The organism is Sporomusa sp., assembly GCF_057736855.1.
The window spans coordinates 1-26,311 of sequence record NZ_JBYKYF010000009.1; the positions used below are offsets into that span (position 1 = coordinate 1).

General features: G+C 43.0%; 25 protein-coding genes. 4 read left to right on the plus strand and 21 right to left on the minus strand.

Translation table 11 applies throughout. The features are described from left to right. Window positions 1-266: 266 nt before the first annotated feature. From mrdA to AC29Z1_RS01325, 8 genes are all read right to left on the minus strand, one after another. Window positions 267-2,081, minus strand: coding sequence for a penicillin-binding protein 2 (gene mrdA, locus AC29Z1_RS01290; protein ID WP_488269646.1), 1,815 nt, complete (start codon window positions 2,079-2,081; stop codon window positions 267-269). A 162-nt stretch (window positions 2,082-2,243) separates the two neighbouring features. Continuing rightward, on the minus strand, window positions 2,244-3,722 hold the full coding sequence (locus AC29Z1_RS01295; protein ID WP_488269647.1) for an LCP family protein: 1,479 nt from the start codon (window positions 3,720-3,722) through the stop codon (window positions 2,244-2,246). A 188-nt stretch (window positions 3,723-3,910) separates the two neighbouring features. Next, window positions 3,911-4,210: an MTH1187 family thiamine-binding protein gene (locus tag AC29Z1_RS01300; RefSeq protein WP_488269648.1), complete on the minus strand. Its 300-nt coding sequence runs from the start codon at window positions 4,208-4,210 to the stop codon at window positions 3,911-3,913. A gap of 76 nt (window positions 4,211-4,286) precedes the next feature. Next, window positions 4,287-5,378, minus strand: coding sequence for a glycosyl hydrolase family 18 protein (locus AC29Z1_RS01305; RefSeq protein WP_488269649.1), 1,092 nt, complete (start codon window positions 5,376-5,378; stop codon window positions 4,287-4,289). Window positions 5,379-5,582: 204 nt separating this feature from the next. After that, on the minus strand, window positions 5,583-6,443 hold the full coding sequence (locus AC29Z1_RS01310) for a response regulator (protein WP_488269650.1): 861 nt from the start codon (window positions 6,441-6,443) through the stop codon (window positions 5,583-5,585). 29 nt (window positions 6,444-6,472) lie between these two features. Continuing rightward, a complete protein-coding gene (locus AC29Z1_RS01315) occupies window positions 6,473-7,732 on the minus strand; it encodes a sensor histidine kinase (RefSeq protein ID WP_488269651.1) in 1,260 nt (419 codons plus the stop codon). Continuing rightward, window positions 7,729-8,385 carry an NUDIX hydrolase gene (locus tag AC29Z1_RS01320; RefSeq protein WP_488269652.1) on the minus strand — a complete coding sequence of 219 codons (657 nt, stop codon included), beginning with the start codon at window positions 8,383-8,385 and terminating at the stop codon, window positions 7,729-7,731. Before AC29Z1_RS01320 ends, AC29Z1_RS01315 begins: the two co-directional genes overlap by 4 nt. A gap of 74 nt (window positions 8,386-8,459) precedes the next feature. Beyond that, window positions 8,460-9,473 (minus strand): FAD:protein FMN transferase, encoded by a 1,014-nt coding sequence (locus tag AC29Z1_RS01325; protein WP_488269653.1) that lies wholly within the window; start codon window positions 9,471-9,473, stop codon window positions 8,460-8,462. Between the two features lie 532 nt (window positions 9,474-10,005). Between AC29Z1_RS01325 and AC29Z1_RS01330 the strand changes: the two genes are divergently transcribed. The 3 genes from AC29Z1_RS01330 to AC29Z1_RS01340 are packed head-to-tail and all read left to right on the plus strand — an operon-like array spanning window position 10,006 to window position 12,674. Further along, window positions 10,006-11,046 (plus strand): energy-coupling factor ABC transporter permease, encoded by a 1,041-nt coding sequence (locus AC29Z1_RS01330; RefSeq protein WP_488269654.1) that lies wholly within the window; start codon window positions 10,006-10,008, stop codon window positions 11,044-11,046. A 60-nt stretch (window positions 11,047-11,106) separates the two neighbouring features. Further along, entirely contained in the window at window positions 11,107-11,913 is an 807-nt protein-coding gene (gene cbiQ, locus AC29Z1_RS01335; RefSeq protein WP_488269655.1) for a cobalt ECF transporter T component CbiQ, read from the plus strand. Window positions 11,914-11,915: 2 nt separating this feature from the next. Continuing rightward, a complete protein-coding gene (locus tag AC29Z1_RS01340; protein ID WP_488269656.1) occupies window positions 11,916-12,674 on the plus strand; it encodes an energy-coupling factor ABC transporter ATP-binding protein in 759 nt (252 codons plus the stop codon). A 540-nt stretch (window positions 12,675-13,214) separates the two neighbouring features. On the opposite strand, the gene rfbD is transcribed toward AC29Z1_RS01340, so the two are convergent. From rfbD to AC29Z1_RS01400, 12 genes are all read right to left on the minus strand, one after another. Next, complete coding sequence (rfbD, locus tag AC29Z1_RS01345) at window positions 13,215-14,063, minus strand: dTDP-4-dehydrorhamnose reductase (protein WP_488269657.1); 849 nt, start codon at window positions 14,061-14,063, stop codon at window positions 13,215-13,217. A gap of 12 nt (window positions 14,064-14,075) precedes the next feature. Then, window positions 14,076-14,630 carry a dTDP-4-dehydrorhamnose 3,5-epimerase gene (rfbC, locus tag AC29Z1_RS01350; RefSeq protein WP_488269658.1) on the minus strand — a complete coding sequence of 185 codons (555 nt, stop codon included), beginning with the start codon at window positions 14,628-14,630 and terminating at the stop codon, window positions 14,076-14,078. Continuing rightward, the gene (gene rfbA / locus AC29Z1_RS01355; RefSeq protein ID WP_488269659.1) at window positions 14,617-15,510 is read right to left on the minus strand and encodes a glucose-1-phosphate thymidylyltransferase RfbA; all 894 of its coding nucleotides are present in this window, start codon (window positions 15,508-15,510) and stop codon (window positions 14,617-14,619) included. Before rfbA ends, rfbC begins: the two co-directional genes overlap by 14 nt. A gap of 12 nt (window positions 15,511-15,522) precedes the next feature. Continuing rightward, complete coding sequence (gene rfbB / locus AC29Z1_RS01360; RefSeq protein WP_488269660.1) at window positions 15,523-16,584, minus strand: dTDP-glucose 4,6-dehydratase; 1,062 nt, start codon at window positions 16,582-16,584, stop codon at window positions 15,523-15,525. An 84-nt stretch (window positions 16,585-16,668) separates the two neighbouring features. After that, complete coding sequence (locus AC29Z1_RS01365; RefSeq protein ID WP_488269661.1) at window positions 16,669-17,778, minus strand: DegT/DnrJ/EryC1/StrS family aminotransferase; 1,110 nt, start codon at window positions 17,776-17,778, stop codon at window positions 16,669-16,671. Next, window positions 17,778-18,212, minus strand: coding sequence for a sugar 3,4-ketoisomerase (locus AC29Z1_RS01370; protein WP_488269662.1), 435 nt, complete (start codon window positions 18,210-18,212; stop codon window positions 17,778-17,780). The genes AC29Z1_RS01365 and AC29Z1_RS01370 overlap by 1 nt, the downstream gene beginning before the upstream one ends. 297 nt (window positions 18,213-18,509) lie before the next feature. Beyond that, on the minus strand, window positions 18,510-19,481 hold the full coding sequence (locus AC29Z1_RS01375) for a hypothetical protein (RefSeq protein ID WP_488269663.1): 972 nt from the start codon (window positions 19,479-19,481) through the stop codon (window positions 18,510-18,512). Between the two features lie 16 nt (window positions 19,482-19,497). Further along, window positions 19,498-20,175 carry an acetyltransferase gene (locus tag AC29Z1_RS01380; RefSeq protein WP_488269664.1) on the minus strand — a complete coding sequence of 226 codons (678 nt, stop codon included), beginning with the start codon at window positions 20,173-20,175 and terminating at the stop codon, window positions 19,498-19,500. Window positions 20,176-20,179: 4 nt separating this feature from the next. After that, entirely contained in the window at window positions 20,180-20,422 is a 243-nt protein-coding gene (locus AC29Z1_RS01385) for an acyl carrier protein (protein ID WP_488269670.1), read from the minus strand. Beyond that, window positions 20,406-21,314 (minus strand): glycoside hydrolase family protein, encoded by a 909-nt coding sequence (locus tag AC29Z1_RS01390; protein WP_488269665.1) that lies wholly within the window; start codon window positions 21,312-21,314, stop codon window positions 20,406-20,408. Before AC29Z1_RS01390 ends, AC29Z1_RS01385 begins: the two co-directional genes overlap by 17 nt. Window positions 21,315-21,338: 24 nt before the next feature. Beyond that, the gene (locus AC29Z1_RS01395; RefSeq protein ID WP_488269666.1) at window positions 21,339-22,355 is read right to left on the minus strand and encodes a 3-oxoacyl-ACP synthase III family protein; all 1,017 of its coding nucleotides are present in this window, start codon (window positions 22,353-22,355) and stop codon (window positions 21,339-21,341) included. A gap of 28 nt (window positions 22,356-22,383) precedes the next feature. Continuing rightward, the gene (locus AC29Z1_RS01400; RefSeq protein ID WP_488269667.1) at window positions 22,384-23,955 is read right to left on the minus strand and encodes a glycosyltransferase; all 1,572 of its coding nucleotides are present in this window, start codon (window positions 23,953-23,955) and stop codon (window positions 22,384-22,386) included. A 281-nt stretch (window positions 23,956-24,236) separates the two neighbouring features. Between AC29Z1_RS01400 and AC29Z1_RS01405 the strand changes: the two genes are divergently transcribed. After that, window positions 24,237-24,881, plus strand: a complete 645-nt coding sequence (locus AC29Z1_RS01405) for a hypothetical protein (protein ID WP_488269668.1) — start codon at window positions 24,237-24,239, stop codon at window positions 24,879-24,881. Window positions 24,882-25,152: 271 nt separating this feature from the next. Here the strand turns inward: AC29Z1_RS01405 and AC29Z1_RS01410 are convergent. Continuing rightward, window positions 25,153-26,311, minus strand: a 1,159-nt coding sequence (locus AC29Z1_RS01410) for a methyltransferase domain-containing protein (protein ID WP_488269669.1), incomplete at its 5' end; no start/stop codon positions are given.

Consider the following 26,311-nt stretch of genomic DNA (forward strand, 5'->3'; position numbering starts at 1 on the left):
ATAGTGCCTGTTACTGACCGTTTGAATTCTGTCCGGTAACCAACACCACAACGATCGCAGTGAAATTCGAATTGGAACCCCTGATCGGTGCTTATATCGCTATAGTTGCGTACAAACTGAATTTTTTCGCCCATGTCATCGCTCCCCTCCATACTTTTCATTCAATGGAAAGAATATATTCGACATGGCTGGCAAAACTCCTATTCTATTACTTTCCATTTCTGTAAAATATTCCAGATGGTTATTTTTGAAATATCTTTCCCATACTAATCTGTTGTTGTCGCAGGCAACAACGCTTTATTGGGAATGCCGAAATAAGCCTCCAATATCCGGCGAGTAAGCGGTACAGCGGCCACCGAAGCATCTCCGCCTTCTTCCACAAGTACGGCGATTGCAATTTCAGGTTTCTCGGCCGGAGCATAGCAAGCAAACCAGGAATGGGTTGTTCCTCGGCCAGTTTCTGCTGAACCAGATTTTCCAGCTATTGTTTTCGGGAAATCTTTGAATGCGGCGGCAGCCGTGCCACGGGTAGTTACTGCAATCAGCCCTTGCCGCACAATATCCCATACTTCCGGCCGAAGATAAATGGTTCGCAGCACCTCCGTCGGCAAGGTTGTAACAAGATTCCCTTCCGGTGTTAGAACTTTGTCGACAAGTTTGGGCTTATATACGATCCCCCCATTCGCCACAGCCATAAGTAACAAGGCCTGCTGGAGCGGCGTTGCCAAATAGTAACCTTGACCAATGGCAGCAATTAAGGTTTCTCCCGGGTACCAAGGCTCACCATACTGCTCCTGTTTCCATTCCATATAAGGGACTATTCCTTTTGTCTCTCCTGCCAGCTTAATCCCGCTAAGATTGCCAAAACCAAAGGTTAACGCATAAGTCGCCAGGTTATCGGCTCCCAGACGGCGTCCTAACTCATAAAATACCGGATCACTCGATAAGGCTAGACCATCCACTATATTTAACTTACCAAGCCCCTTTTTATCCCATCCGTAAAAATTCCAGCCATTGAGTACATACACCCCTTGGTCGTCAAATATTTCCTGTGGTGTAGTCAGGTTCATTTCGAGTGCCGCTGCGGCTGTTACGATTTTAAATACCGAACCAGGCGGATAGGCATTCTGAATGGCCCGGTTATTCAACGGATGGTCGGCATCGGCAAGTAGCTCATTCCAGTCTTTACTGCTAATACCTCCAGCAAACAGGTTGGGATCAAAAGCTGGATAGCTGGCCATTGCCAATACACCGCCGGTGTTGACGTCCAGCACGACTACGGCACCGCCTTTGGCTGGTTGGCCTATGTTCCGGCTAGCTGCAACCTGGGTAGCCAATGCTTCTTCTACTGCTTTCTGCAGATTAGCATCAAGAGTCAATACCAGTCCTTGGCCTGGAACTGACGGCTGATTTCCCAGCAGGCGTATTTCTTCGCCACTGGCGTCCACTTCTAACATACGCACACCGTCAATACCGCGCAGTACCTCTTCCCATTCCCGTTCTATACCATCTTTACCAACTAAGTCAGCAGGATGATAACCCTGCTGTTTGCGCTTAGCGTATTCCTCCTGACTTATACTGCCAATAAAGCCCAATATATGGGCAGCCAATTCTTTATATACATAATGCCTAACAGGTATAGCTTCAATGACCACTCCCGGCAAATAGACATGGCGTTCCTCAATCTTGGCAATCATGACGTCATCGATATCGCGTTTTATCCGTACCGGGGTATAGGGAAAATCACTACTATCCTGCAATAGCTGCTTAATCTCCCCGTCTGTTACACCAGTAATGGCAGCAAGCAGCGAAGTAGCTTCCTCCGGCCTAGCATATTCACTTGGAATAATGGAAACGGCAAAACTCGGTCTATTGCTTACTATTACAGCTCCGTTTCGATCGTATATATCACCCCGTGGAGCCTGAACGCTAATTTTACGGGTACGATTGATTTCAGCACTTTTTTTATAATAATCCCCTTGAACCACTTGCAGCCATACTAACCTGAGCACTAATATACTAATAATACCAACCATAATAACGCCTACTACTTTTAGCCGGCGCATTTGCTCAATCCACATTGACTGACCCCTTTCCCAGCAATGGCAAGTCACTACTTTAGTATCCCAATAAAGGCAAAAAAAATAGCTTAACTACTGCTGTGACAGAAGCTAAGCTAAAATATATCCGTGGGAGATCTGAGCAAGACGATCTGTTCCCGCATTGCCAGTCATCCCTCATGACTATCGGTTCACATAATCTTTGCCTACAATTATTTTTACTACATTGGCCTTACTGTCGTCATTGTTTACCTGAAGCGCATAACGAAAAGGCAAGTTAGCTAATTGGCGGCTAACTTCACTGCTGTTGGCAATCACGACTGTATTTTTGTTAGCGGCACTAATACCGGCTACACTAATGACCTCATGTCCCTGGCTTCTAAGCTCTGCCGCCATTTGGTTGCCTGCCTCCGGTATGCCGCTAGCATTAACGACTTCGAACTGTAGTTTGCTACTATTGGTTTTCTGAGGTTTAGTTTGGGCCACCTTATTTTTAGTAGCTTCCTTCGGCATGCTAGGAGCTTTGGGATTTGCGGTCACTGGCTTTGTTGGATCTTGTGCCTTATCTGGTTTTAACGGATTCTGCGCCTTATCCGCCTTTTCGTCCTGATCTTGAATGATTTTTTGGTTCGGGTCTTTTTCCTCTATTGTCGCTTTATTCGCCACTGCGACTATTTTCATTTCTTGCGGAATAGAACGCTCATATTGGCTGGCCAGAGTTCGCGATGCTGCTATAAATTTTCCGTCAGTTATCCCTTGGGATAGAGCTACAAAATTTCGCAATTGAATAATATCTGGCAACCAATAACTGATATCGCTAATGTAAGCTGGCTTTCCTGGAACAGTCTCTGTCTTTAGGCCAGCCTTGGCTGCATCATTTACAAGCTTCGCCAAGTTCAGCATGTCAGCCGTTGTCAGATCGGTCTGAATGGCTGCTGTTACTTCCCGAATAATATTGGGTATCCGTGGTAGTATAAACGGACTGGCCACTTCATTAAGCATAGCCTTAATAAATTTCTGTTGCCGTTCAATCCGTCCTATATCCCCTTCTTCGTCCCGGTAACGCACATATTTAATGGCAGTATGTCCATCCATTTGCTGCTTACCCGGTTTGAGGTCAATAACCAGATTATCATACGGGTCTTCGTAATACATGCGTTTTTCAACATCAATGGTTACACCGCCCACAGCATCAACAATTTTATTGAAGGCAGCAAAATTAATAATTGCATAATAATCCATGGGAATGCCTAGTAAATCCTCGACAGCACGCCGCGAAAGTTTGTAACCGCCTAAGGCATAGGCATGATTGATTTTATCCCAGCCATGGCCAGGAATCTTGACTCTGGTATCACGTGGTATGGATAACAGCGTTACCTGTTTGGTTGAAGTATCTACGGTTACCACAAACAGGGTATCTGAACGCCCAACATCTTCATTCCGCTCATCAACACCCATTACCAGGATATTCACTTTATCTGGCAGTCCTACCACATTGGCACTAACCTTGCGGGCTTTTTCAAATTTACCCCCCATGGCCCAAAAGTAGGTTACACCAGCCATGATGAAAAATAACAGCAAACATATTACTATCAGCAAAAACCTATTGCGCCGAGTTTTGCGCTGTTCAAGTAGCCGTTTTTCCAGACGTGATGGTGGCATTATATCCTCACCCTTTCGTCTTTTTGCAACATGTAGATTACTTTACATAATAAGACAAGCCCCCTAGCTACGGGGGCTTGTTAGAAGTATAGCAAAATATGTAGTTTTACGTCAAGAATTTTTTATCTTGGGTTCATCGCCAAGATATATCTACAGACGGTTAGTCTTTTACCTGTTACTAAAGTTTACTACAATTTGTCGGTAACCGCTTTGATTTTTCCAGCCATAGTTAATTCTTTATCCCGCCGGTCGTCAATCCGAATGGTCGTCGATACTCGCTGCGCACCTGCAGCAAATGGACTTTCATGCATTTGGCGGATAACTTCCAGAATTCGGTTCAGCTCGCCTTCGATAATCGTCGACATAGGTGTTAACTGGTATTTGAGATCGGTAGCTTGCTCAAGTATTTTGTGACACTCGGCAACATATTGACTAACACTAGGCGAACCTGTGCCTATAGGAACAATAGTGACTTCAACAATACTCATGCGCTTCCCCTCCCATATTAATTAGTATTCGATTTTTGCAAAATAATACCTGCCGCGTGTACGGCAGGTATTATTTTTATTGCCCTTTCGGAAACTTTTTATCAATAATCCCCCAAATTTCAGGCTGTTCTTGACCTAAACGCCAAATAGCAATTCCAGCAGGGTTATATTTGGCAACAATATCAAGTTTAGCGGCGGTACTTTTGTCATTTTCAAACCAAACTTCGTGATCTTTGTATTTAAACCAAGGAGCTTGTGCTTTCTCATCATAGTGTATTTTTGCCCCATGTTTTTCGGCCAACACAATAGCATCCACATATTTTATAGTTTCTCCCTCTTTACCTCCCCAGTCATAGCCATACGCACTAACACCGATAATCACTTTGTGTGGCCCACCGCATTGTTCAATGGCGTATTGGATATTTTTTTCATACCAGTCTACTGGCGCAATTGGCCCAGGCTCCGAAGTAGCCCAGTGATTGTCATATGTCATGATTTGAAGGAAATCAGCATGTTTAGCCAAATTGGGATAGTCATAAGCACCAGCAACATCTTCGGCAACATCTATTTTAGGAAATACTGAAATAATAACTGTCTTATTGATGGCTTTCATTTTAGGATACAATTCAGCCATAAAAGCAGTCAAGTTTTCTTTATGCTTAGGCGGTAACAGTTCAAAGTCAATATTGATACCGTCATAGCCTTTTTCCTGTACCAGTTTAACAATACTATCCGTTACTTTTGTTCGTATCGCGGGATCACCCAGCACGGCATCAGTAGCACCAGTTTTGTTCGTAACCAGTGGATACAGCTTAAGGCCAAGCTGACGGGCCGTGTCATATACTAACTGACTGTCTTTGGCCTCCAAAGTACCATCTTGAGTGGCTTTATACCAGAAGGGCCCTACTCCTGACATACTTTTGGCATGAGCCTTCATGCTGGGAAATGACCCTGTCTGGTCAGGTGTCCCTGGCCAGGGATTTTCATAATAGCCAATAACCATACGTGGCGGCATGGCCACTTTGCCAGGAGCCGCTTGATTACCCTGATTGTCAGTCAGAGGCTTAGGAGCTGGCTTGTTTGCTGTACCACAGCCAGCAAAGACAGCAGCCATAAGAAACACTACCAAAAAAACACTGATTACCTTATAAGAAATCTTAATACACAAAAACTGTCACCCTTTCCACTACATAGTTGAAGGTCCTCAACATTAGTATTGGCAGGGTAACAGTTCTTATGCCTGTATTTTCTTCTTGTTTTATATAAAAGCTTATGTAACAAGTCTGACAGAATATAGTTATTACACCTAAAAGACTGCAGAATGTTATAAAAGAACTAGAGGGTACATTTGATGATTATCTATGCACATCGGCTACTCATCAGCAAAAAATAACAAGCCTTCAAGAAATTTCTTAATATTAATTTTTCCCCGGTAAGAACTTTTGCCTTGAATAAAAGCCATCTCCTGCCTAATTTCCTTAAAATCAAACAAGGCTCCGCTATACATTTCAAACTTTTCGTTATGATAGTCCTCAATTCCCATATTAGCTACATTTTGCATAGCTTTGGCAATTGCCCGGCGTACCCGTTGCTCAATGGTCTTAATATCCTGCCCGATCTCTTGCGACAATTCCTGATACAATTCATGAAGTTGATAGGATTGATTATGGCCATCGGACAGACGCATATCTACTAGCTGAACTAATTGATGAATATTTTTTACTCCCGCTTCCCCAATGATTCCCAGATCGGAAAAAACCCGGTTAATTCGGTTCTTTTTAGTATTATCATCAATTTCAACTATTCTACATCCATTACCGGCATACCGGGCCGTAGTTTCAGAAATAAGCGACATAACCTGCCTTAAGCGCCGGCTTTCTTCTACTTTACTAATAACAGATGTTATTTCCAGAACATTGATAGGTTTATGAATATAAAAATCAATGCCAGTTTGGTACGCCTTGGTTATCATTGGCTGGCTAGTACTTTCCGAAATCATAATAAAAGAAGTGTCTACCTTTTTTTCTTTCAGTTTTCTAATTAGCTCAACACCATCCTGGCCTGGAAGCAGTAAGTCTACCAAGGCTACATCAGGAGCATAATCGGTAATAATGGACTCAGCTTTTAATCCATCACCACACTCAGCGATTACGGTTCCCAATTTATATTTTTCAATAATATTGCTCATAATCTTCCGGACGCTTGGATCATCTTCAATAATAACAAAACGCACTTCTTCACACCCCTATTAAATTGACCTGCTCAGCTATTGGCTGCCAAATTGGTCAGCGGCAGTGATATGGTAAAAACTGTTTTACCTGGTTTGGAGGTTAGCGCAATTTCTCCGCCCAGCGATTCCGTCAAATTCTTCACATGACTTAACCCCAGACCTGTTGACATTTGTCCAGTAACTTCTGAAAATTTAGTAGAATACCCTGGCGCAAAGACCATTTCCAAATCTTCAGGCTGAATGCCTGGACCATTGTCCGCAACGGTAAGCTGTAGTTTGCCTCCGCTGTATTTAGCGGTCACAGTAATAATGCCTGCCGGTTCCACGGCTTCAACAGCATTGATAATTAAATTATTAAGAATAGAAACAATAGCATAGTATTTATCAGTGACCACTTCACCATAATGCACAAAAGAAATGGAAACAGGCTTGTCCAAACTATTAATATATCGTCTGGTATTTTGTTCAATAATTTGAAAAAACTCTGACAACGGCAGCCCTTCTTTTCTTACTGCCACATCCAAAATTTCTTCTATTCCCCTTGTCACCCGGTAGTAATCTTTTTTTATTTCATGAATGTCGCGGGCAATCTCCAACGCCCGAGCAGCAGGCGAGTCAGGACGAACTAATTCGCCCGGGTGAGCTTCGTTGAGGTTTTGATACAAGGTATAGCCTTTCTCCATAACCCTTTCGATATCGGCTGAGGATTTTTTTAAATAAAATAGCTCAGCCTTAAGCTTAGCAATGATAAAAATAAGTTCTGCGTAACGGGCAGCATGATCTTCTGCCAACACAAAATCACGATAACGCTTCATCAGGTAATAACCAATTACAATTAAAATCGAGCGGGCAACACCAACTGCCACTAAACTGGTTAAAACCGTCTCCAAACTACGCCCGCCCGGTTCCTGACGAATCATGAGTTCCACACAGTTGCTAACAATATCACAAATACTCAACAGCAGGATAAGTGCCGGTATATTTCCCCGATAGTCTCGTACCTTCAGAAGGATAAATAGTAGTCCATAGGCCAAATAATAGCTAAACGCCGGCAGATTATGCAGAAAAACACTTGGCAGTGACTCCTCAACATACGGATATTTAATAATAACACGAAATAAGAGCATGACTCCGCCGGCAGCAGTTGCTATACTCATGACCGGCAAGCGTCTAAAATATAAGAGCAAGGTGGCTAATACAACCACACCGAGTGTAAACCGAAAATAACCATCAAAAGGATGAGTAAATATCAAACCAGTCATGCTGACTAGCAAGATAACATGAATTTTCATGATAAATACTCTCCGCTCAGGCCCTGTCGGCAAATTTCTAGAAAGGTGGCCAATACTCTTGCCGTTAATCCCCAAATAACATAATGCTTGTATTGGTAGAATAGCAGCGGATATTTGGCCCGCCGTCGATACCCGTGAGGATAGTCTGGTGGCAAAAGATCAAAAGGGAAACCAGCCAATGGCTTAGTCGCCATTTCCATAGAAGCTACCCGGGGCTTGGCAGTAAGCAAAAAATCCAACGGCACTGTAAACACTTCGGCTACTTCGTCGGTATTGGGAGCAAACGGCAAAGCAGCAGATATATGCACAGCATAAGGATAAATGAGGACACCAATTGGACTTACCAAAAAATCCAACTCCCCTAGAACTTCGATAGCATCCTTCTGAATTCCAAGTTCTTCTGCCGTCTCACGTAAAGCCGTCTGTAGCGGACTGACATCATAAGCCTCAATACGGCCACCAGGAAAACATATTTCTCCAGGCTGACGACTCAGCTTACCAGAGCGTACTTCAAATAACACTGACGGTTGGCCGCATACGTCAATCAGTGGTACTGTTACCGCCGATTGTAAGTAATCCTCCGCATTGGCAAATTTGCCCGATTGGCCACGCAATCGACTAGCAAGCATTTCTCGAATTTTATTGCAATCCATCGCCTCACCTCTTACTTAGGGGAATATCTGACTTATTAATTATAGCAAGGGCAATATTCGTCCTGCAAACAGCACTACAGTTCAATCTTTCCCTCTAAGCCCGGTGTAATCACTTTCTTTCCGTCAGTAGTTATAAAAATGGCTTCTGTTCCAGGATATTGCTTCAACAATTCCTGACCTTTTTCGACCCCCAGTACCAGCATGGCGGTACTTAGTATATCCACGTGATTCTCTGATTTCGCGACTATGGTAATACTGGCGACCTCGCGTGGCTGATAGCCAGTCCGCGGGTCAATGATATGTGAATACCGCACTCCATCCTTAATAAAATAGCGTTGATAATCGCCAGATGTTTCCAATACATCCCATTCACTTAACGCCAGTTTTGCCGCAATCCCTTCTGAATTACGCGGGTCTTGCACCCCAATACGCCATGGCTGACCATCTGGCCGTTTACCAATCACCCGAATATCGCCACCGGCATTTACCAGTGCTGACTTTACCCCGTGGGCCTTTAGCACATCAATAGCCTTGCGATTAGCATAACCTTTAGCTACTGCTCCTAAATCAATCCGCATACCCTCCTTAGGCAAAAACACGGTATTGGCCTTATCATCAACTTCTAACAGCCGAAAGTTAACCAACGGCAGCCGGGACTTAATTTCCTCATCACTAGGCACAAAATCCCCTTTGTGACCGATGCCCCATAGCTCAGTTAATGCGCCAATGGTGACATCAATCGCACCGTCAAGCTGTTCAGAACGGCTGCGTGCCAGTTTCAGCATAGCAATAACTTCAGGGTCTACCTGCACCTTTTCTTTCCCTGCTGCCTGGTTAATCTTTGACACTTGACTGGTTTCATCAAATCGGTTTGTCAAATCGTTAATTCGTTTAAACTCAGCAAATGCCGCTTTGACAGCAGCCTCACTGCCTGGGCCATACGCAGTAATCTCGATAATGGTATCCATGAGAAACTGCGTTTCCTTGTACGGTTTCGGGGCAAATAGGCTCCCTATTGAGCAGCCTGTACTAACAACCAGCAACGAAATCAACAATACACATACTACTATACGCCGTACTGTATCCATAATAGCCTCCAACCCAATCTTTTGCAGTTACTTCCTAGTATTCTAACCCGATTATACAAAAACCTGCAAATTTAAACAGTTCCTGTCAACAAAACAGTTTTTTTATCCCCGATAAAAAACGATTCAAAGTTTAAAAAAGCTCTCCATAAAAAAACTACAAGAAACACCTGGTGTTTTTTTAAAATTAAGTAAAAAATTTGAAAAAATCAAATTTATAAGCAGGAATTCCGCTAATAACAGCGAAATAATTATGACAATATTAGTGTATCATGAGTATCATGAAGATACCCATGATTCAGAAGAATCGTTATACTCTTGTATTTTATTATATTCATATCGTCGAAACAAGACTACGAAAGTCACTTTCCAGCAAGTGCCTGGAAGCATCTTTGTAGTCTTTTTTTGTTGCAGCCACGTAATACCATGATACTTTCTATCTGCATTAACCACCAACATCTCTCGAATGCTACTGCCTTACCTTGAAAAATCTAAAAAAGGTTAGTCAACAAATCTCATATAAGGAGTGATGACCATGCATATGGCAGACGCGTTAATTTCCCCGGTAGTCGGCGGGGCTATGTGGGCAGTAACTGCTGGCTTAGCTACCTTTGCCGCAAAACAAGTACAACAAGAGATGGATGAGCGAAAAGTTCCCCTCATGGGAGTATTAGGCGCCTTCGTCTTTGCGGCCCAAATGATTAATTTTACCATCCCTGGCACAGGCTCCAGCGGCCACTTGGGCGGCGGGCTCCTGCTCGCTATCTTGTTGGGCCCGCATGCTGCGTTCTTAACCATAGCATCCATTTTAACCGTTCAGGCGCTGTTCTTTGCCGACGGTGGCCTCTTAGCCCTTGGCTGTAATATCTTTAATCTTGGCTTTTTCCCTTGTTTTATCGCCTACCCGCTCATCTATAAACCACTTGCCGGTAGCAGCCCTTCGCAAATCCGTTTATTCTCGGCCTCAATGTTAGCCGCCGTCATTGGGCTTCAGTTAGGTGCCTTCAGCGTTGTCCTGGAAACTGTCATATCGGGGATTTCCAATCTTCCTTTTAATGCTTTTGTCCTTCTCATGCAGCCCATTCACTTGGCTATTGGCCTGGTAGAAGGGTTGGTAACAGCGGCAGTCATCCTGTTTGTCGCCAAAGAAGCACCAGAAATCCTCACAAAAACGTCTCAGAGACAACGTTTAGACAATATTGCCATTAAGCCAATTCTAGTCGTACTGATGATTGCTGCCATGATTACCGGCGGCGCCTTATCCTGGTTTGCCTCCGGGCACCCCGACGGACTGGAGTGGTCAATCGCCAGGGTCACAGGTGGAGATGATTTAGAAGCTCCTGAAGGAATCCACACCATTCTTGCGGATTTTCAAGAAAAAATTGCCTTCCTTCCCAACTATAACTTTAGACAAGACCAACAGCCTGTCGCTGCAATTATCACAGAACCAGAAACTCCAGCCTGGCCAGTTGTAGACATCGGCACTTCAACAGCCGGCATTGTTGGCTCCCTTCTTACTTTAATAATTGCCTTGGTTATTGGCAAAAGCCTCCATCATTTTTCCAAACAGCAGTAAGCAAATGCGTAGCATGGAGAGCTAAGTCAACTTTATACTTTTCCGAAAGAAGCATGTAATATGATAAGACTGGAAGCTAATTGGATAGATGTACGATATCTTGATACACTTGCCACGAAAAACACGATCATCCATCGCCTCCATCCTTGTGTTAAGCTAATCACAGTCCTTATGTTCATTATCATTGTTACATCATTTCCTAAATATGAAATTAACGGTCTACTGCCATTTCTTTTCTTTCCAACAGTACTGATGTCGCTTGGCAATCTTCCGGCCAGACCGTTGCTTAAACGTTTGGTGTTAGTGGCTCCTTTCGTAGTTTTCGTGGGCATTTTCAACCCCATATTTGACCAAACACCAGTTATTCAGTTCGGACCACTTATGTTAACAGGCGGTTGGATTTCCTTTTTCTCTATTACCATCCGTTTATATCTGACCGTAACTACCGCCCTCATTCTGGTGGCAACCACCGGCATAAATGCTTTAGGGGCAGCGTTGCTGAGAATAGGTATTCCTAAAGTTATCGTTGTCCAAATCATGTTTATGTATCGTTATTTGCATGTTTTGCTTGACGAGTTTATTCGCAGCATTCAAGCTTACAGTTTGCGTTCCTTTCATGGAACAGGAGTTCGTTATCGGACTTGGGGATCGCTCTTAGGACAACTTCTTATCCGCTCAATTGACAGGGCCAACCGAATTTATCAGGCCATGCTGTGCCGTGGCTTTGACGGCGAAGTACGCCTCATGCGCACCACTGTTTTACATGCTGCCGATATTATTTTTCTGGTCTTCTGGACAATCTTTTTTATTAGCGCCCGCTTATTCAATATTCCCCATCTTTTAGGTAAATTGCTTATGGGGGGGTAATCATGAGCCATCATATTATTGAAGTAAAAAACGTAACCTACACCTATCCTGATCAGACCGAAGCACTATGCGGTCTGTCTATCCGGATCACTCACGGCGAATCATTGGCCATCGTCGGCGCCAACGGCTCAGGTAAAACCACACTACTGTTACATCTGATCGGTGTACTATTCCCCACCACAGGTATAATAAATATTGGGAATTATCCGGTGACAAAACAGACCTTACCTCATATCCGTCGGTCAGTTGGCATGGTGTTTCAGAATTCCGATGATCAGCTTTTTATGCCAACCGTTTATGATGACGTTGCTTTTGGACCACTAAACCTTGGATTACCACCAGAAATAGTGGACGCCCGTGTAAACTCAGCGTTAACTACCGTCGGTGCCCTACATTTAAAAGACCGTGCCCCCTATCGCTTGTCAGGCGGACAAAAACGTTTGGTAGCCATTGCTACCGTGTTAGCGATGGAACCCAGTATCCTAGTTATGGACGAGCCAACCGCTGCCCTTGATCCACTGGCCCGCCGCCAATTAATCAACTTACTCAAAACCTTTGAGCATACCAAAATCATTGCAACCCATGACCTTGACCTGGTTCTGGACCTCTGTGCCCGTACAATTGTCTTACGTGCCGGCAAAGTGCTCGCTGACGGTCCTACACTAGACATATTTAGCAACCAGGAGCTCCTGGAGCAGGCACATTTGGAAAAACCCTTCCGGTTGCAAGCCTGTCCTATTTGCAACCGGCCACCAAGCTAACAAGGTATTAAAAAGACCCCATTTTGAAATTGCAGTATTTCTGCAACTTCAAAATGGGGATCTTTTATCGCGTATACTTGACACAACCAGCGACGGACCCCGAATGATTACATTCATTCCGCCACCAATCGGCTATGTATACTTTATTTTGTACATATTATAACATCAGTGTATACAAAAATCAATTCATATTTTGAAGTAAAAATCAGCATTTTTGGCTCCATAGCCTCTGTCTACATAATTAAAGAACCGGCACCAAAGGTACCGGCTCATTGTAAGTAGTAAATTAACGATATTTACTTAGCAAGTACAAGTATCGTTGTCTCCGCAGCACCATAGCAGCAGTATTATGATAATAATGATCACAACCCATGAATTACCACGACCGCCGCCACAACCGTCAAAACCAAAACCCATCTAAACTCCTCCTTCCACATAGCTATCAAATTGGGGGACTAATCAATGTATACTATGCGGCAGCCGTTCATTTAGCCACTGGGAATCTGAAATACAAAACAATTTTGCATGTAATGACTTTACTTAAAGACTAGCCATGACGTTTTTCATATAAACGGAAAGAGCATCCTGCCAATAACGGAAATAATCACCACCACTGAGTTCCAACATATAATTGCGTAATACCGAGTAGCGTGGCCTCATAGCAGTTGCACCAAACATCTCTGTGGTTACCGGATGTACCACGATTGGGATATCGGCAAGTTTTAAAATTTCCTTCGCAAAATCATACCAACTACAATAACCGTTGTTTGACATATGATAAGTCCCAAATCCATCGGTTTCAATAAGTGCCAGAATGCCTCGGGCCAAATCGGCAGCATAAGTAGGTGTTCCTATCTGATCATTAACAACGGTTAGCTCTTTCCGTTCGCGTGCTAACCTCAGTATGGTTCGGACAAAATTATGGCCATCGCCATACAACCATGAAGTTCTAACAACATACAGCTGAGGGCAGATTCTTGCAGCCATTAATTCACCCTCCAGCTTGCTCCTGCCATAAACATTTATCGGATTAGGACGGTCAAACTCAGTATACGGCCGGCTTTGCTGCCCATCAAACACATAATCTGTACTAAGATATACAAGCTTACTGCCATAATTAAGACAGGCAGCAGCAATATTGCGAGTACCAATAACATTAACTCTAAATGCCTTATCAGGAGCTGTCTCGGCTGCGTCAACAGCCGTATAGGCTGCTGCATGAATTACAACATCAGGCTTCATTTGCTCAAAAATACTCGTAACCTGATTTGGACAAGTAACATCCAGTTCGTGCGATCCCAATATAACTAGCTGACCGGCAAACGAGTCAGTCAATGCGGCAAAAGCCCGCCCAAGCTGACCCGAGCCACCAGTAACAATGACTTTCATAGTACCACCTGTCTACACATATTTAGCAAGATCCTCAATCCCTATCTCTCCAAGGCACGGATACTGTTTATCCTTGGCCGATAGTATCGGATCAGAAATTGGCCACTTAATATTTAGCGCCGGATCATTCCAACATACGCCTTTTTCACATGAGGGAGCGTAAAATGCAGTACACTTATAGGCAAATAGCACTGTATCACTTAAAGCGCAAAAACCATGGGCAAAACCTTCCGGAATATACAATTGCCGATGGTTCTGCGCCGATAAAACAATTCCTACCCAATGACCGAAAGTCGGTGAGCCATACCTGATATCCACCGCAACATCAAATACTTCTCCCTGTAATACATATACCAATTTCCCCTGCGGATTTGGCTGTTGATAATGAAGTCCCCGTAAAACTCCTTTGGTAGATAAAGATAGATTATCCTGGACAAAGTTTGCAGCAATCCCCAGTTTCGCATACTGAGCAGCATTCCAGGTTTCCATAAAAAAGCCCCGGCTGTCCTCATAGACTGTCGGTTCTATAATCTTTACATCTGGTAAGACTGTGCTATAACACTTCATAAGACACCTCTCCCTGCGCAAGAGCTAACAAATACTTTCCATAGCCACTATTACGGCAGTCTTCGGCAAGTTTAATTAATTGCTGCGCAGAAATATAGCCCATCCGGTATGCAACCTCTTCCGGGCAGCCTATTTTTAATCCCTGTCTTTGCTCAATAGTTTCAATAAAGTTCGCTGCCTGGAGCAGGGACGTATGTGTTCCCGTATCCAACCACGCATACCCTCGTCCCAAGCGCTCAACGCAAAGTAATCCCTGACTCAGGTACAGTTTGTTTATATCGGTAATCTCAAGTTCTCCCCTGGCGCTTGGCTTGAGACATTTGGCCATATCTACTACTTGGGTATCATAAAAATATAGTCCTGTTACTGCATAATTAGACTTAGGCTGCTTAGGCTTTTCTTCAAGACTGACGGCATTTCCGCTCTTATCAAACTCGACTACGCCATACTGCTGCGGATTACTAACCCAATACCCAAAAACTGTAGCCCCTTTAGTCTTGCTGGCTGCTTGGCGGAGTTTAGCTGCGAGACCGTCACCATAAAAAATATTGTCTCCTAGCACCAAGGCACAGCAGTCGTTTCCAATGAACGTTTGCCCGACGATAAACGCGTGGGCAATTCCTTCAGGACGCGATTGAGCTGCATAACATATATTCAGCCCCCATTGACTTCCATCTTTCAACAGTTCTTGGTATAATGGCAAATCCTGCGGTGTTGAAATAATCAGTATGTCTCTTATTCCCGCCAGCATTAGTGTTGTGAGCGGATAATATACCATTGGCTTGTCGTATATAGGCATAAGTTGTTTACTTATTACTTTGGTCAGCGGATACAGTCTGGTGCCTGAACCGCCAGCCAGGATAATGCCTTTTTTTATCATCCTCAAACACCCCTAGCCGTTAATAAGCCCTAGCCATTTTGCGCGATAAGCGCCGCTCCTGATATCCTCAAGCCAATCCGGATTAGCCAAATACCAACTCACCGTTTTATTCAACCCGGATTCAAACGATTCTTGCGGACGCCAGCCAAGTTCGGCTTCTAACTTAGAAGCATCAATAGCGTAACGCCAGTCATGACCTGGGCGGTCTTTAACAAAAGTAATAAGGTCACGATAGCTGCCACCAGCTTGCCGGGGCTGCATTTCATCCAGTAAATCACAGATACCTTGAACCACCTGCAAGTTTGTCTTTTCATTATGTCCGCCCACATTATAGGCCTCTCCCGGTCGACCATCTGTTAATACTTTTAAAATGGCGCTGCAATGATCAAGCACATAGAGCCAATCCCTGACATTACTGCCATCACCGTATACAGGCAGTGGCTTTCCGTTGAGCGCGTTAAGTATCATTAATGGAATTAGCTTTTCGGGAAATTGATAAGGCCCGTAATTATTAGAGCAATGAGTAATTATCACCGGTATGCCATAAGTATGAAAGTATGCCCGCGCCAAATGATCGGATGCGGCCTTAGACGCAGAATAGGGCGAATTAGGTGCATACTTGGTTTCTTCGGTAAAATAACCATCCTTGCCTAAAGAACCATATACCTCATCAGTAGATATATGAACAAAACGAAATGCCGCTTGCCAAGAAGAATCTTGCTGAGACCAATACTGGCGAACACACTCTAGCAGGTCAAAAGTACCAACAATATTGGTTTGGACAAATTCCCCGGGAGCGCCAATCGACCGATCCACATGAGACTCGGCTGCCATGTGTACTACTTTGTCCGGTCGATATTGTTCCAAAATATGTCGTACTAAAGTCCGATCCTGAATGGAGCCTTTAATAAAAATGTGACGAGAATCTTGAAGTATAGACCGTAAAGAGTTCAGATTTCCTGCGTACGTTAGCTTATCAAGATTTACTACCCGATAGTTGGTGTTTTCCAGTATATAATGAACAAAGTTACTGCCGATGAAGCCGGCTCCACCTGTAACAAGCAGAGTCTGCATCGTAATCACCTCCGGTTGCCGTAGTTTTCTGTATATAACCTATTCTAACTTTCGTCTTATTGAACTAGGATTTATCCTATCAGATCACTGTTGTACCTTACCAAATTCATTAACTTTCTGAATCACAAAACTTTCCATAGGGACCTTTTGATGTGGTCCAATGGGCAAACTCAACACCTCTTCGGCCAGTTGTTCTGTTAAATGAAATTGCTCGGTCCGAAATCCCTGTGCTCGATAAGCCACTGACAAATGCGGGGGTATAGGATAATGGACTAAGGTTTCAATTTCATTATTTTTTAAATACTGCTGTAAGTCATTTCTGCGCTTGCTTCTAATAACAAATAAATGCCAAGCAGGCTCTGCCCATTCCGGAACGTAGGGCAAGATCACATCCGGACTGTTGATTTTTTGTAGATATATTTCAGCCAGACTGCGCCTCCGGCTATTCCATTCGTTCAGATGTTTTAGCTTTACCCGTAAAAATGCGGCTTGCAACTCATCTAGCCGAGAGTTAAAACCCAAATAATCGTGAATGTATTTACTCTTGGAACCATAATTTCTTAGATATCGTACTGCTTCGGCCAGCCCATCATCATTCGTTGTTATCGCACCTGCATCACCAAAAGCACCTAGGTTCTTCCCTGGATAAAAGCTAAAACCGGCGGCATCTCCCAAACTGCCAGCATATCTACCTTTGTACAGAGCGCCCTGCGCTTGCGCCGCATCTTCCAAAACCTTTAAATTATATTTCTTCGCTACGGCAATAATGGCATCCATATCAGCCGTTTGCCCATAAAGGTGAGCAACAATAATTGCCTTAGTATTTGGCGTAACTGCCTCGGCTATTTTCTGTGGATTCAAATTATACGTCTTCTCATCCGGTTCAACCGGAACAGGGCGCGCCCCCGCATAGGTGACAGCCAGCCAAGTCGCGATATACGTATTCGCAGGCACGATGACTTCATCACCTGCCCCAATATTCCATGCACGTAAAACCAGATGCAAGGCTTCTAACCCATTCCCTACGCCAATACAATGCTTAACACCGCAGTATTGCGCAAACTCTTCTTCAAAGGCCCGGACTTCCTGCCCCAATATATACCAGCCAGATTCCATAACCCGCCGATAAGCAGCATCCAACTCTGATTGTAATTCATGGTATGCGGCCTTTACATCTAAAAATGGAACGTACATTATGTCCTCCCCTCCACGGCAAGGCGGGAAGCAGCGACTGCCTGAAGAAACTCATTGTAGTCCCGATAATAATCTGACTCATCGTAAAAGTCTGAAGCCAATACCAAGCAAACAGCTCCTGAGGAAAAATTCACTATCTCCCGCCAAATAAGCCGGTCTATATATAATCCTCGGTAACTGCGGTTTAAGCTAAAGGTTTGTCTTGTAAAACCATCATCAACTATCACATCAAAACTGCCAGACATTGCAATAATCATCTGTTGCAGAGTCTTATGCGCATGACCGCCGCGTTCAGCGCCGCCAGGAACATCATACAGGTAATAAATTCGTTTAATATCAAAAGGAATATGCCGTTTACTTTCAATAAATGTCAGGTTGCCGCGAGGATCATGCACTATTGGTAAATCAACAGTTGCGCATCTTTCTATCCCCATACTTCTTCCCTCACTTGCTCCAAGTCAATAAACTATTCCAGACTACACAAATAGACTCAGCTTCCCTGGAAGCGTAAGCTCCATGTAATCGTTAATTCCTCAACGTCTAGGGAAGCCTTCAAAGCCCCACTTGTAGAAAGCAGGAGTCTTATAGTGCCTAGTCAGGATAAATTACCCTTCATCATCATATGCAGTCTGGCAGCAAATTGACCTTTTCCTAAACCCATATATATATGTTAATAAACCAAGCTCAGTGAGGGATAGTTCGTTTTCACGATCCTTCACTGAGCTTTGTCATTATATTTCTATCAGATATAAATCATGAACTAACCCTCTGGCACCAAATCCCTCTTTACTTTGTAACAACCCTGAATTCAGTACTTTACCATCAGCTTCGGTAGAGATTCCAAAACTAAAAAACTTCTTGGTGACATAAACATCGGTTATCAGGTAATTCAATAAGTAGTCTAATGCGCCACACTGCCTGCCCTGATCCGAATTAGCAAGATACTGGGTATGCACGACATGACGATTAATAAATACAATAGCCCCTGCCAGCAATACATCCTCCTTGCAGCATACATATAATTTAATGTTTTCCGGAAATCTTTCCGCCAGCAGTTGCATTTCCGCTGCCGTATGAACAGGTTCAACCTCATGCCTAGTAAGCAGCACATGTGTTAATAAAGCCATAAATTCATCATATCTGGTACTCACTGAAATCGTGAGATTACTGCGTCCAGCCTTCATCAGATTATTTTGTTTACCTTTAAAATATTTTACTTTTTCCATAGGACAAAGCACTGACGATAAATCTCGCCGTACTAACCTAGCTCCACTGTTAAACAACGCCCAGCGGTCTTCTTCGGCAGGAATATCAAAAAAAATGTATGGCATCGTCTTATAATAGAACTTTGTAATCTGATTTTGCTGCAAATAACATAGCAGTGCCGAAAACGCACTCAATAGCATTAAACTTGTTGTGTTGCGACCAGTAATCAAGCCTCCATAAGTTAATCCTTGGTGACTATATACAGTGTCACCCTCCCGGTTAGCCGGCAAAATGGCAATCAGCTCGTTGCCATAGAGAAAAAGAAGTGAATAATCATTAAAGCGGTCTGCATGATACTCCATATAGTCACGTTGAAAAAAGAAGTGGCCATTTTTGGCGCACAATACAAAATTGTCCCAGACTTTTCTATCAGCCGCAGTATATGGCCGCACAACCACCTGATAGTCACAGAAACTGGTTGCAGCTAATGTATTCATACCACACCTACTCCCATCAACTGCGGACATTAAACACACGATAACTACTGACCCTGGCTGGCTTAGCCGGATTGCCTTGATAGATCGTTCCCGGCTCAGTATCACTAAGAACGACTGCCCCGGCGCCAATTACGCAATCTTGAGCTATTGTGACATTATCACCAACACAGCTATTCACGCCAAAGAAGCAGTTATCCCCCACCGAACAATAACCGGAAATAACGACCTGGGACGATAAAAAGCAATTGTCGCCAATTACCGAACGGTGACCGATATGATTGCCACTCCATAACACCACATTGTTCCCAACTCTGACATTAGATTGAAGGGTATTATTTTCTAAGATAAAGCAATTATCACCAATAACGACATTTCTCCAGACAAAGGCCTTAGAACTTATATAGTTAGCCAGAGTATATCCTTTAGCTTTGCAAATAGAATATAATCTTGTTCTGGAGCGGTTAAGCTTGCCATAGCCAAGAGCAACAAAGGTGCTGTATTGATCTGGACCATAGTGGTCTTCCAACTCTTCAAACGGAATTACGGGTATTCCCAGTAGGCTAGAATCAGTAATGAAGGCTTTTTCGGCACTAAAAGCACATACTTCATAATTAGAGTCAAAAGTAAAATACTCATAAGCCATTTCTGCGGTTTCCCCCGCACCCACGATGACTAACTGCTGCAGTTTTTCCATATGCCTACTGCTCCTCTGACTGCTCAACTTCCTGAACAAGTCGGATAATATCCGCAAACGTAACACAAGACGCCAAGCGTTTAGCCGGTACTGTAACATTAAAATACTCATCGATTAGACTTATTATCGATAACATAGCCACCGAATCCCAATTACCTATTCGCAAACTCATGGTATCACTCAGGTGACTATCTTTAAGCTCAAGAACCTTCGCGACCTCTTGCATAAATTTACCGTATTTCTGCATAACCAAATCCGCCCTCCCCGTAGTTATTGCCGTTATAAAACAGGTACTTTTTGTCCTTAAAGTTAATAACCGCCGGATAGCAGCTCATATCACTGTCAAAGTCCTGTGAAAGATACGTCATCTGTATTTCTTCCGATTTTCTTACCCAGTTAACCCCATCAACCGATTCAGCATAATCCAGCCGATAAGCTACCTTCTCTGTCCCGGAACCAAAAAACATCTTGTATATCCCATTTTCTTTAAACACATAGGGTCTGCCCACCCGATGCTCATCACCTGTTATATCCAGACAAACCGTTCCCTTGGCAGGAAAAGCCAGGCAATCAGGCGATTCCAGATAGCGAATATTATAAACAGGCAAAGATTTGCTTTTGCCTTGAATAAAATGACTTCCGGCTCCATACCAGACTTTCCACACACCTTCATCATAGAAAATAGAGTGAATTACGCGAAACAAACTAGCCTCTTCAGTTCGGTCAAATATCGGTGTGGATTGAATCCGGTCAAAGCTTTCGCCGCCATTCTCGCTGACAGCTACCCCGCCAAATACTGCAAACCTGACTTTATGCAGCAATTGGTAGCCGGCATAATATAACAGCAGCTTGTTGCCAACAGTAATGATTGCTGTCGGCACTACCCCGTTATCGTCAAACATCCCCGGCTTCCCGATATCCAATACTGGCTGCTCAGAATAACGCAGCACTTTGGTCGGGCATTCGGCAGACACATCTACATAACCAATGCGACTTATGCCGAAGGTATCCCGTAAGCCAACATATACTCTTATCTCATTTTCCCTGATCATAATGGGGGTTGGCTGCAGTGTTGAATGCGCCGCCCAAGAAAACTTACCCTGGGGTGAAAAAATTAAGCCTCGTTTTACTATCTGCATAACTCCTCTTTCCCTTACGTGATATTATAGGTTAAGCAAGCAAGCGGCCCAGGAATACCCTACGCCAAAGCCGACTAACATAAGCTCATCACCTGACTTTACTTGACCTGTATGCAATGCTGTTTCTAAAGCAATCGGAATAGTCGAGGATACAGTATTGCCATACTCTAAATCAACCCAGAACTTTGACTCTGGGATTTTCAATTTACGCCGCAATTGCTCAAGCATGAATTTATTGGCTTGGTGAAAAATAAAGTAATCAATATCCTCAAGCGACTTGCCAGACTTTGTTAAAAGCTCGGCTACCGCCTGAGGTACTGTTTTTAAAGTAAAATTAAAAATTTCCGGGCCATTCATATACAGATTATTAAGCGAGCGAATATTCCCGTATTCGTCTTGAGTTTCCTTAATGGTATCATCAGTAATAGGCATTCTTAGCCCTCCGGCCGGAACAATCAAATTGGGCGCTCCACTGCCATCGGTTCCAAACACAAAAGTCCCGATTCTCCCGGTATCATTACTGGCTGTGCTAATCAGCGTTGCCGCCGCACCATCGCCAAATATGGTTCTTACACTCCGGTCTTTCGGATTCATAAACTTGCTATACGTTTCGGCAGTAATTAGCAGTACATTGGCAGCCAGATTAGTTTCGATCAGGCCTTTTGCTAGCGATAGCCCGTAAATAAAACCAGAACAGCCCTGATTTATATCCAGCGCTCCGCAACTGGTTTTTAAACCAAGTTTGTGCTGTACGATACAGGCAGTGGCTGGTAAAAAATAATCAGGACTTTGGGTACAGAAAATCAAGTAATCGATATCCCTTTTTGAGCAGCAACCAGTAGCAAATACTTTGTTTGCTGCGGCAATACCCAAATCCGACGCACACTCGCCTTCCTTAGCGATACATCTCGCGCCAATACCAGTCTTTTGCCAGATCTCCTCAGCACTCCAGTCCCAGTTTCCTTCCAGGACCAGCATTTCATTAGTCACCACTTGCTCAGGAAAAAACGATGCTATCGCTTTTATTGCTGCTATAGTCAACAGAGATTCCCCCCTCTTTCTCTGCAACTCATTTACCTCTGATGATTTCACTAGCCTCTTTATACAAGTTTGTCAGTTCAGCTTGAAGGTTCTTTTCCTCCACAGAAACAGTGCTGTCTGTCACTAGCCAACCATGACGTCTGCCCCATTCTCTTATAGCAGATATATACTCCTCTTCAGAAAGATACAGTTTCTCTCTATACGACAAAGTTATTAGTTTAAACCATTCAATGGCCCCTAATAATATTAGCGCCTTAGTGTAGCTGTTTTGCCCGGTGTGAATGCGAAAACAGCTTAAGGGTTCCCTTATATATACCAAATCACCTTTTGCTAACAATTTCAACCATAGCCCTACATCTCCCAAACAACTTAGCTGGTATCCGTAAAAATCCAAAACCTTGCCGCTAACATCGGCCTTGCGGAACATGGTTGTTGACATTTCCCCAATTACATTAGACATAGCTGTCAGTATAAAGTTTCCCATAATGCTGCCGGTAACCCGCGTTGTTTGGACATAGAAGGGCTGCGTTACACGAATATCTGGCAGGACATTGCCGGCTGAATCAATGAGCTTCCTATAGGAAGTTACTAATTTTACATTACTATCATGATTAAGATAAGGCATCATCGTACTGATTTTATTCGGAAAATAAAGATCATCATGGAGTAAAAAGCTAATATATTGTCCCCGGCACATATCAAAACACTTTTGTAGATTAGCGGTGCCTCTGCCACCTAACGGGCCGCCGTTATTGAAGTATCTGATACAGCTATGATTTGCTGCATACTGCTCTAGCAGCAGCCTTACATCCGCAGTCGTACTATCATCGCATACTACAATCTCGAAGTTAGGATAGTCCTGGTGTAAAGCACTGAGCAGAGCTTTTTCCAAATATTCCGTTTGATTGTATGCCGGAATTAAGATACTTACTAACGGGAACAAGTCATTTGTATATTCATCAATAAAGACAAGACGAAAATCATTGTATTCTTGTCCCAAACGCTTAACTCCTGAGTCATGCATACACCATGGCTCTTGCTGCTTAGGGACTACTACCTTATAGCCGTTACGCCTAAACTCCATACTCTGGGCTACATCATAAAAATGCCAGCCCGTGAAAAGATCTTCGCGCCAGAAAATGTCATATTGAGTAATCATTATGAGTCCATCAATACCTTGTACTGCTTGGTATTCACCGGTTACCTCCTGAAAGGAAAGCAAATTCATTGGTCCGGTATGGGTGCTATATACTTTGCCATAGTTAGCTTTTGACTCCCACCAAACTCCCGTAGCAGAAAATTGCGCACTGCCGGCAACCCCTATCATTCCGATTTCCGAATTCTCAAAAATCTTTAATATGTCTTGAATAATTGATTTATTAATAATAAATACATCTTGATGTAAATAGATTTTGTACTTGGCATCGGTTTGCTGCATTGCTGTATTATAACCGCTTGCCATTGATGCAGCGTTTTTTATGGCTAATGTTTCGATGGAAAAACCCTCAGGAATCTCTAGGGCATAAATATGTGAGAGACATTTTTGGTAAAAATTATCATCATTTACACAAGAGATAAAGCAAATTTTATTGGCATTCACTGACCACTTTCACCGCCTTATTTGACACTTACATTATGTTTAAATAACTACGGAATTTAATTATTTATATAAATTCTTAACATTGTAGTATATTCCCATAGTTCAACAATGGCTACCTATTTTTCCTAACCAAAGTCAGAACTGCTTAACAGCGCCCCAGTACGATCGTCCGCCATCGGCACCTTAGCGACTAGCAAAAAAAAGAGCCTGTCCTTGATGGACGGCATAAAAATATCTATCTCTCTCCTTCCCAAAGTGCCCTTACAGCAGTCCTGCATGCTTTGCACAGTTTAAGCCAAAAAGAAACTTATGCCACCAATTGCAGTTATATTCTGACTCCAGCCAAACAAACGTATTTAAATAATATCGACATATATGTTTGTACAATAGGTAATGCCCATGTCTTAAATCACCTAAAGATTCCCCGTGCCGGGTATTTTCATAAGATACTGTTTGATGATAAAGTCAATCCCTTGCGTTTGCCTTTTTTATGTCAGCATTTTCTTAGAGACATCTACATACAGAATAAAAATAAATACGATTTTTTTTGTTATTTGGATGATGATATTATCATTAAAGATACCTTTTTCTTTCATAAACTGCGTTGGATAAATAGAAAACTGGCAAACAGCAACATTTTGATAATGCCAAATGTATATGAACGCTCTACCGCTGTTTGGAATTCAGATTTAAAATTATATACCCATTATGATGTCGTTGATGGAAATGCGGTTGCAAGGTTTCAAAACTTAGCACAGGACAGTAATTTTTCTTTAAAGTGGAATGACATGGATATACAATTCTTCAAACCCTATAATCCGTATAGCGCATCCTACTTTTTGTCAAACGAACGAATGAGAATTGTCGTCGAGCAGGGTAATTTTGATAAGATGATTTATTTTGCCGGACCATTAGAAAGCGCGTAATGACAAACATATTAAATGTATTTACCCTATACAAGCCGCGTATAGAAAATGCAAGTTTTTTGGAAGTAGAGCACTATGGCGATTCATATTTAACTTGGGCCTTGTCCAACTATTTTTCGAACCGAAATGCCAATTCAGATTCGCGGTTTCTCCCTGAAGAAAATGAATAAAAGAGTCTAATATTTGACTGGCGTCGTTGATTACGACGCCAGTTTTGTCTTCCACAGCTTTATTAAACTATTAAGCCAATTTCTTGAGTGCCCTCAAAACTTTATGATACATCGTCAAACCTGCACAGTGCCCTCAGAATATTCCCGCCGTTATCGGTATCTACCCGTACAACGGTTATATACCGGCTCAGAAAATTCTCTAACTCTGTGGCATTAGCATAATGATGTACTTTCCTGGGATCATAATGCGCATTACCTGAAGAAACAGAAATTAGCATATAGGCCCCATCCTTAACCCAATTTCGCAAACCCCGAAAAATTGGTTCTGGATTTGAAATATATTCAATTACTTGCACAGCTAACACACAATCAAACTGTCTGTCATCTGTTCGCTGTGTCGTAACATCTGCTACGGCAAAACTCACTCGCTCCTGTACCTCATAAGCCTCTTTCGCGCGAAAGTAGTTGCCGATTTCAATCCCCAGCGGGCTTATATCTATCCCATGAACCTGCCTGCCCTCTCTGGCAAACAATATATCTATATGCCCGGAACCGCAGCCAAAGTCCAATAATACCCCTGCCAATTCAGGATATTTTTTCACGGCAGCAAATTCGCTGTGGCGCTCCCAAAATGATAGTTTTAAGGCAACAGGATAAGTCTCCAGGCGTTCAATTAAAAATTGATCCACTGAAGGATCATAGTCGATACTGCTTTGCCTTACTTTTGTTACTAACTTTCGTATCTCACTTAGCTCATAGTTTTCACTAGGCAATGGATGGGATATTTTTTCATATATTGTTTGACAGATTCTGCCCCAATGAAAATTTTCTCGGGCAAACTCCTGAATAGCCATGCAAGTTGTCTGTAACTTGACTTCGTCGTTACTAGCCTTAATCAAAAGCTTTGCCAACTGCTGACTATCGTCTATCGGGAATATATCACCATACTGCTTGTTCCCGGTAATATCCCAGGAGGCAGCAAGATCTGTAGCAATGATATAGCAACCGTTAACGGCGGCTTCCGGAAAGACTATAGGAAAACCTTCCCAGCGAGAAGTTAAACAAAAAATTTTGGCCTTTTCATATTCGCTGCGCAAACAATCCCGATCAATAATCTCATTGGTAAAAACAACTTTATTTTTTAATTCGGGAATTTGAGTAAAGTAATCATCAATGATCTTCTGAAATTCTGGCATAATTGGCCCGACAAATTTTAATCTCCAGGTTGGCATATAAACATGCTCTAATTTGAAGGCTTCC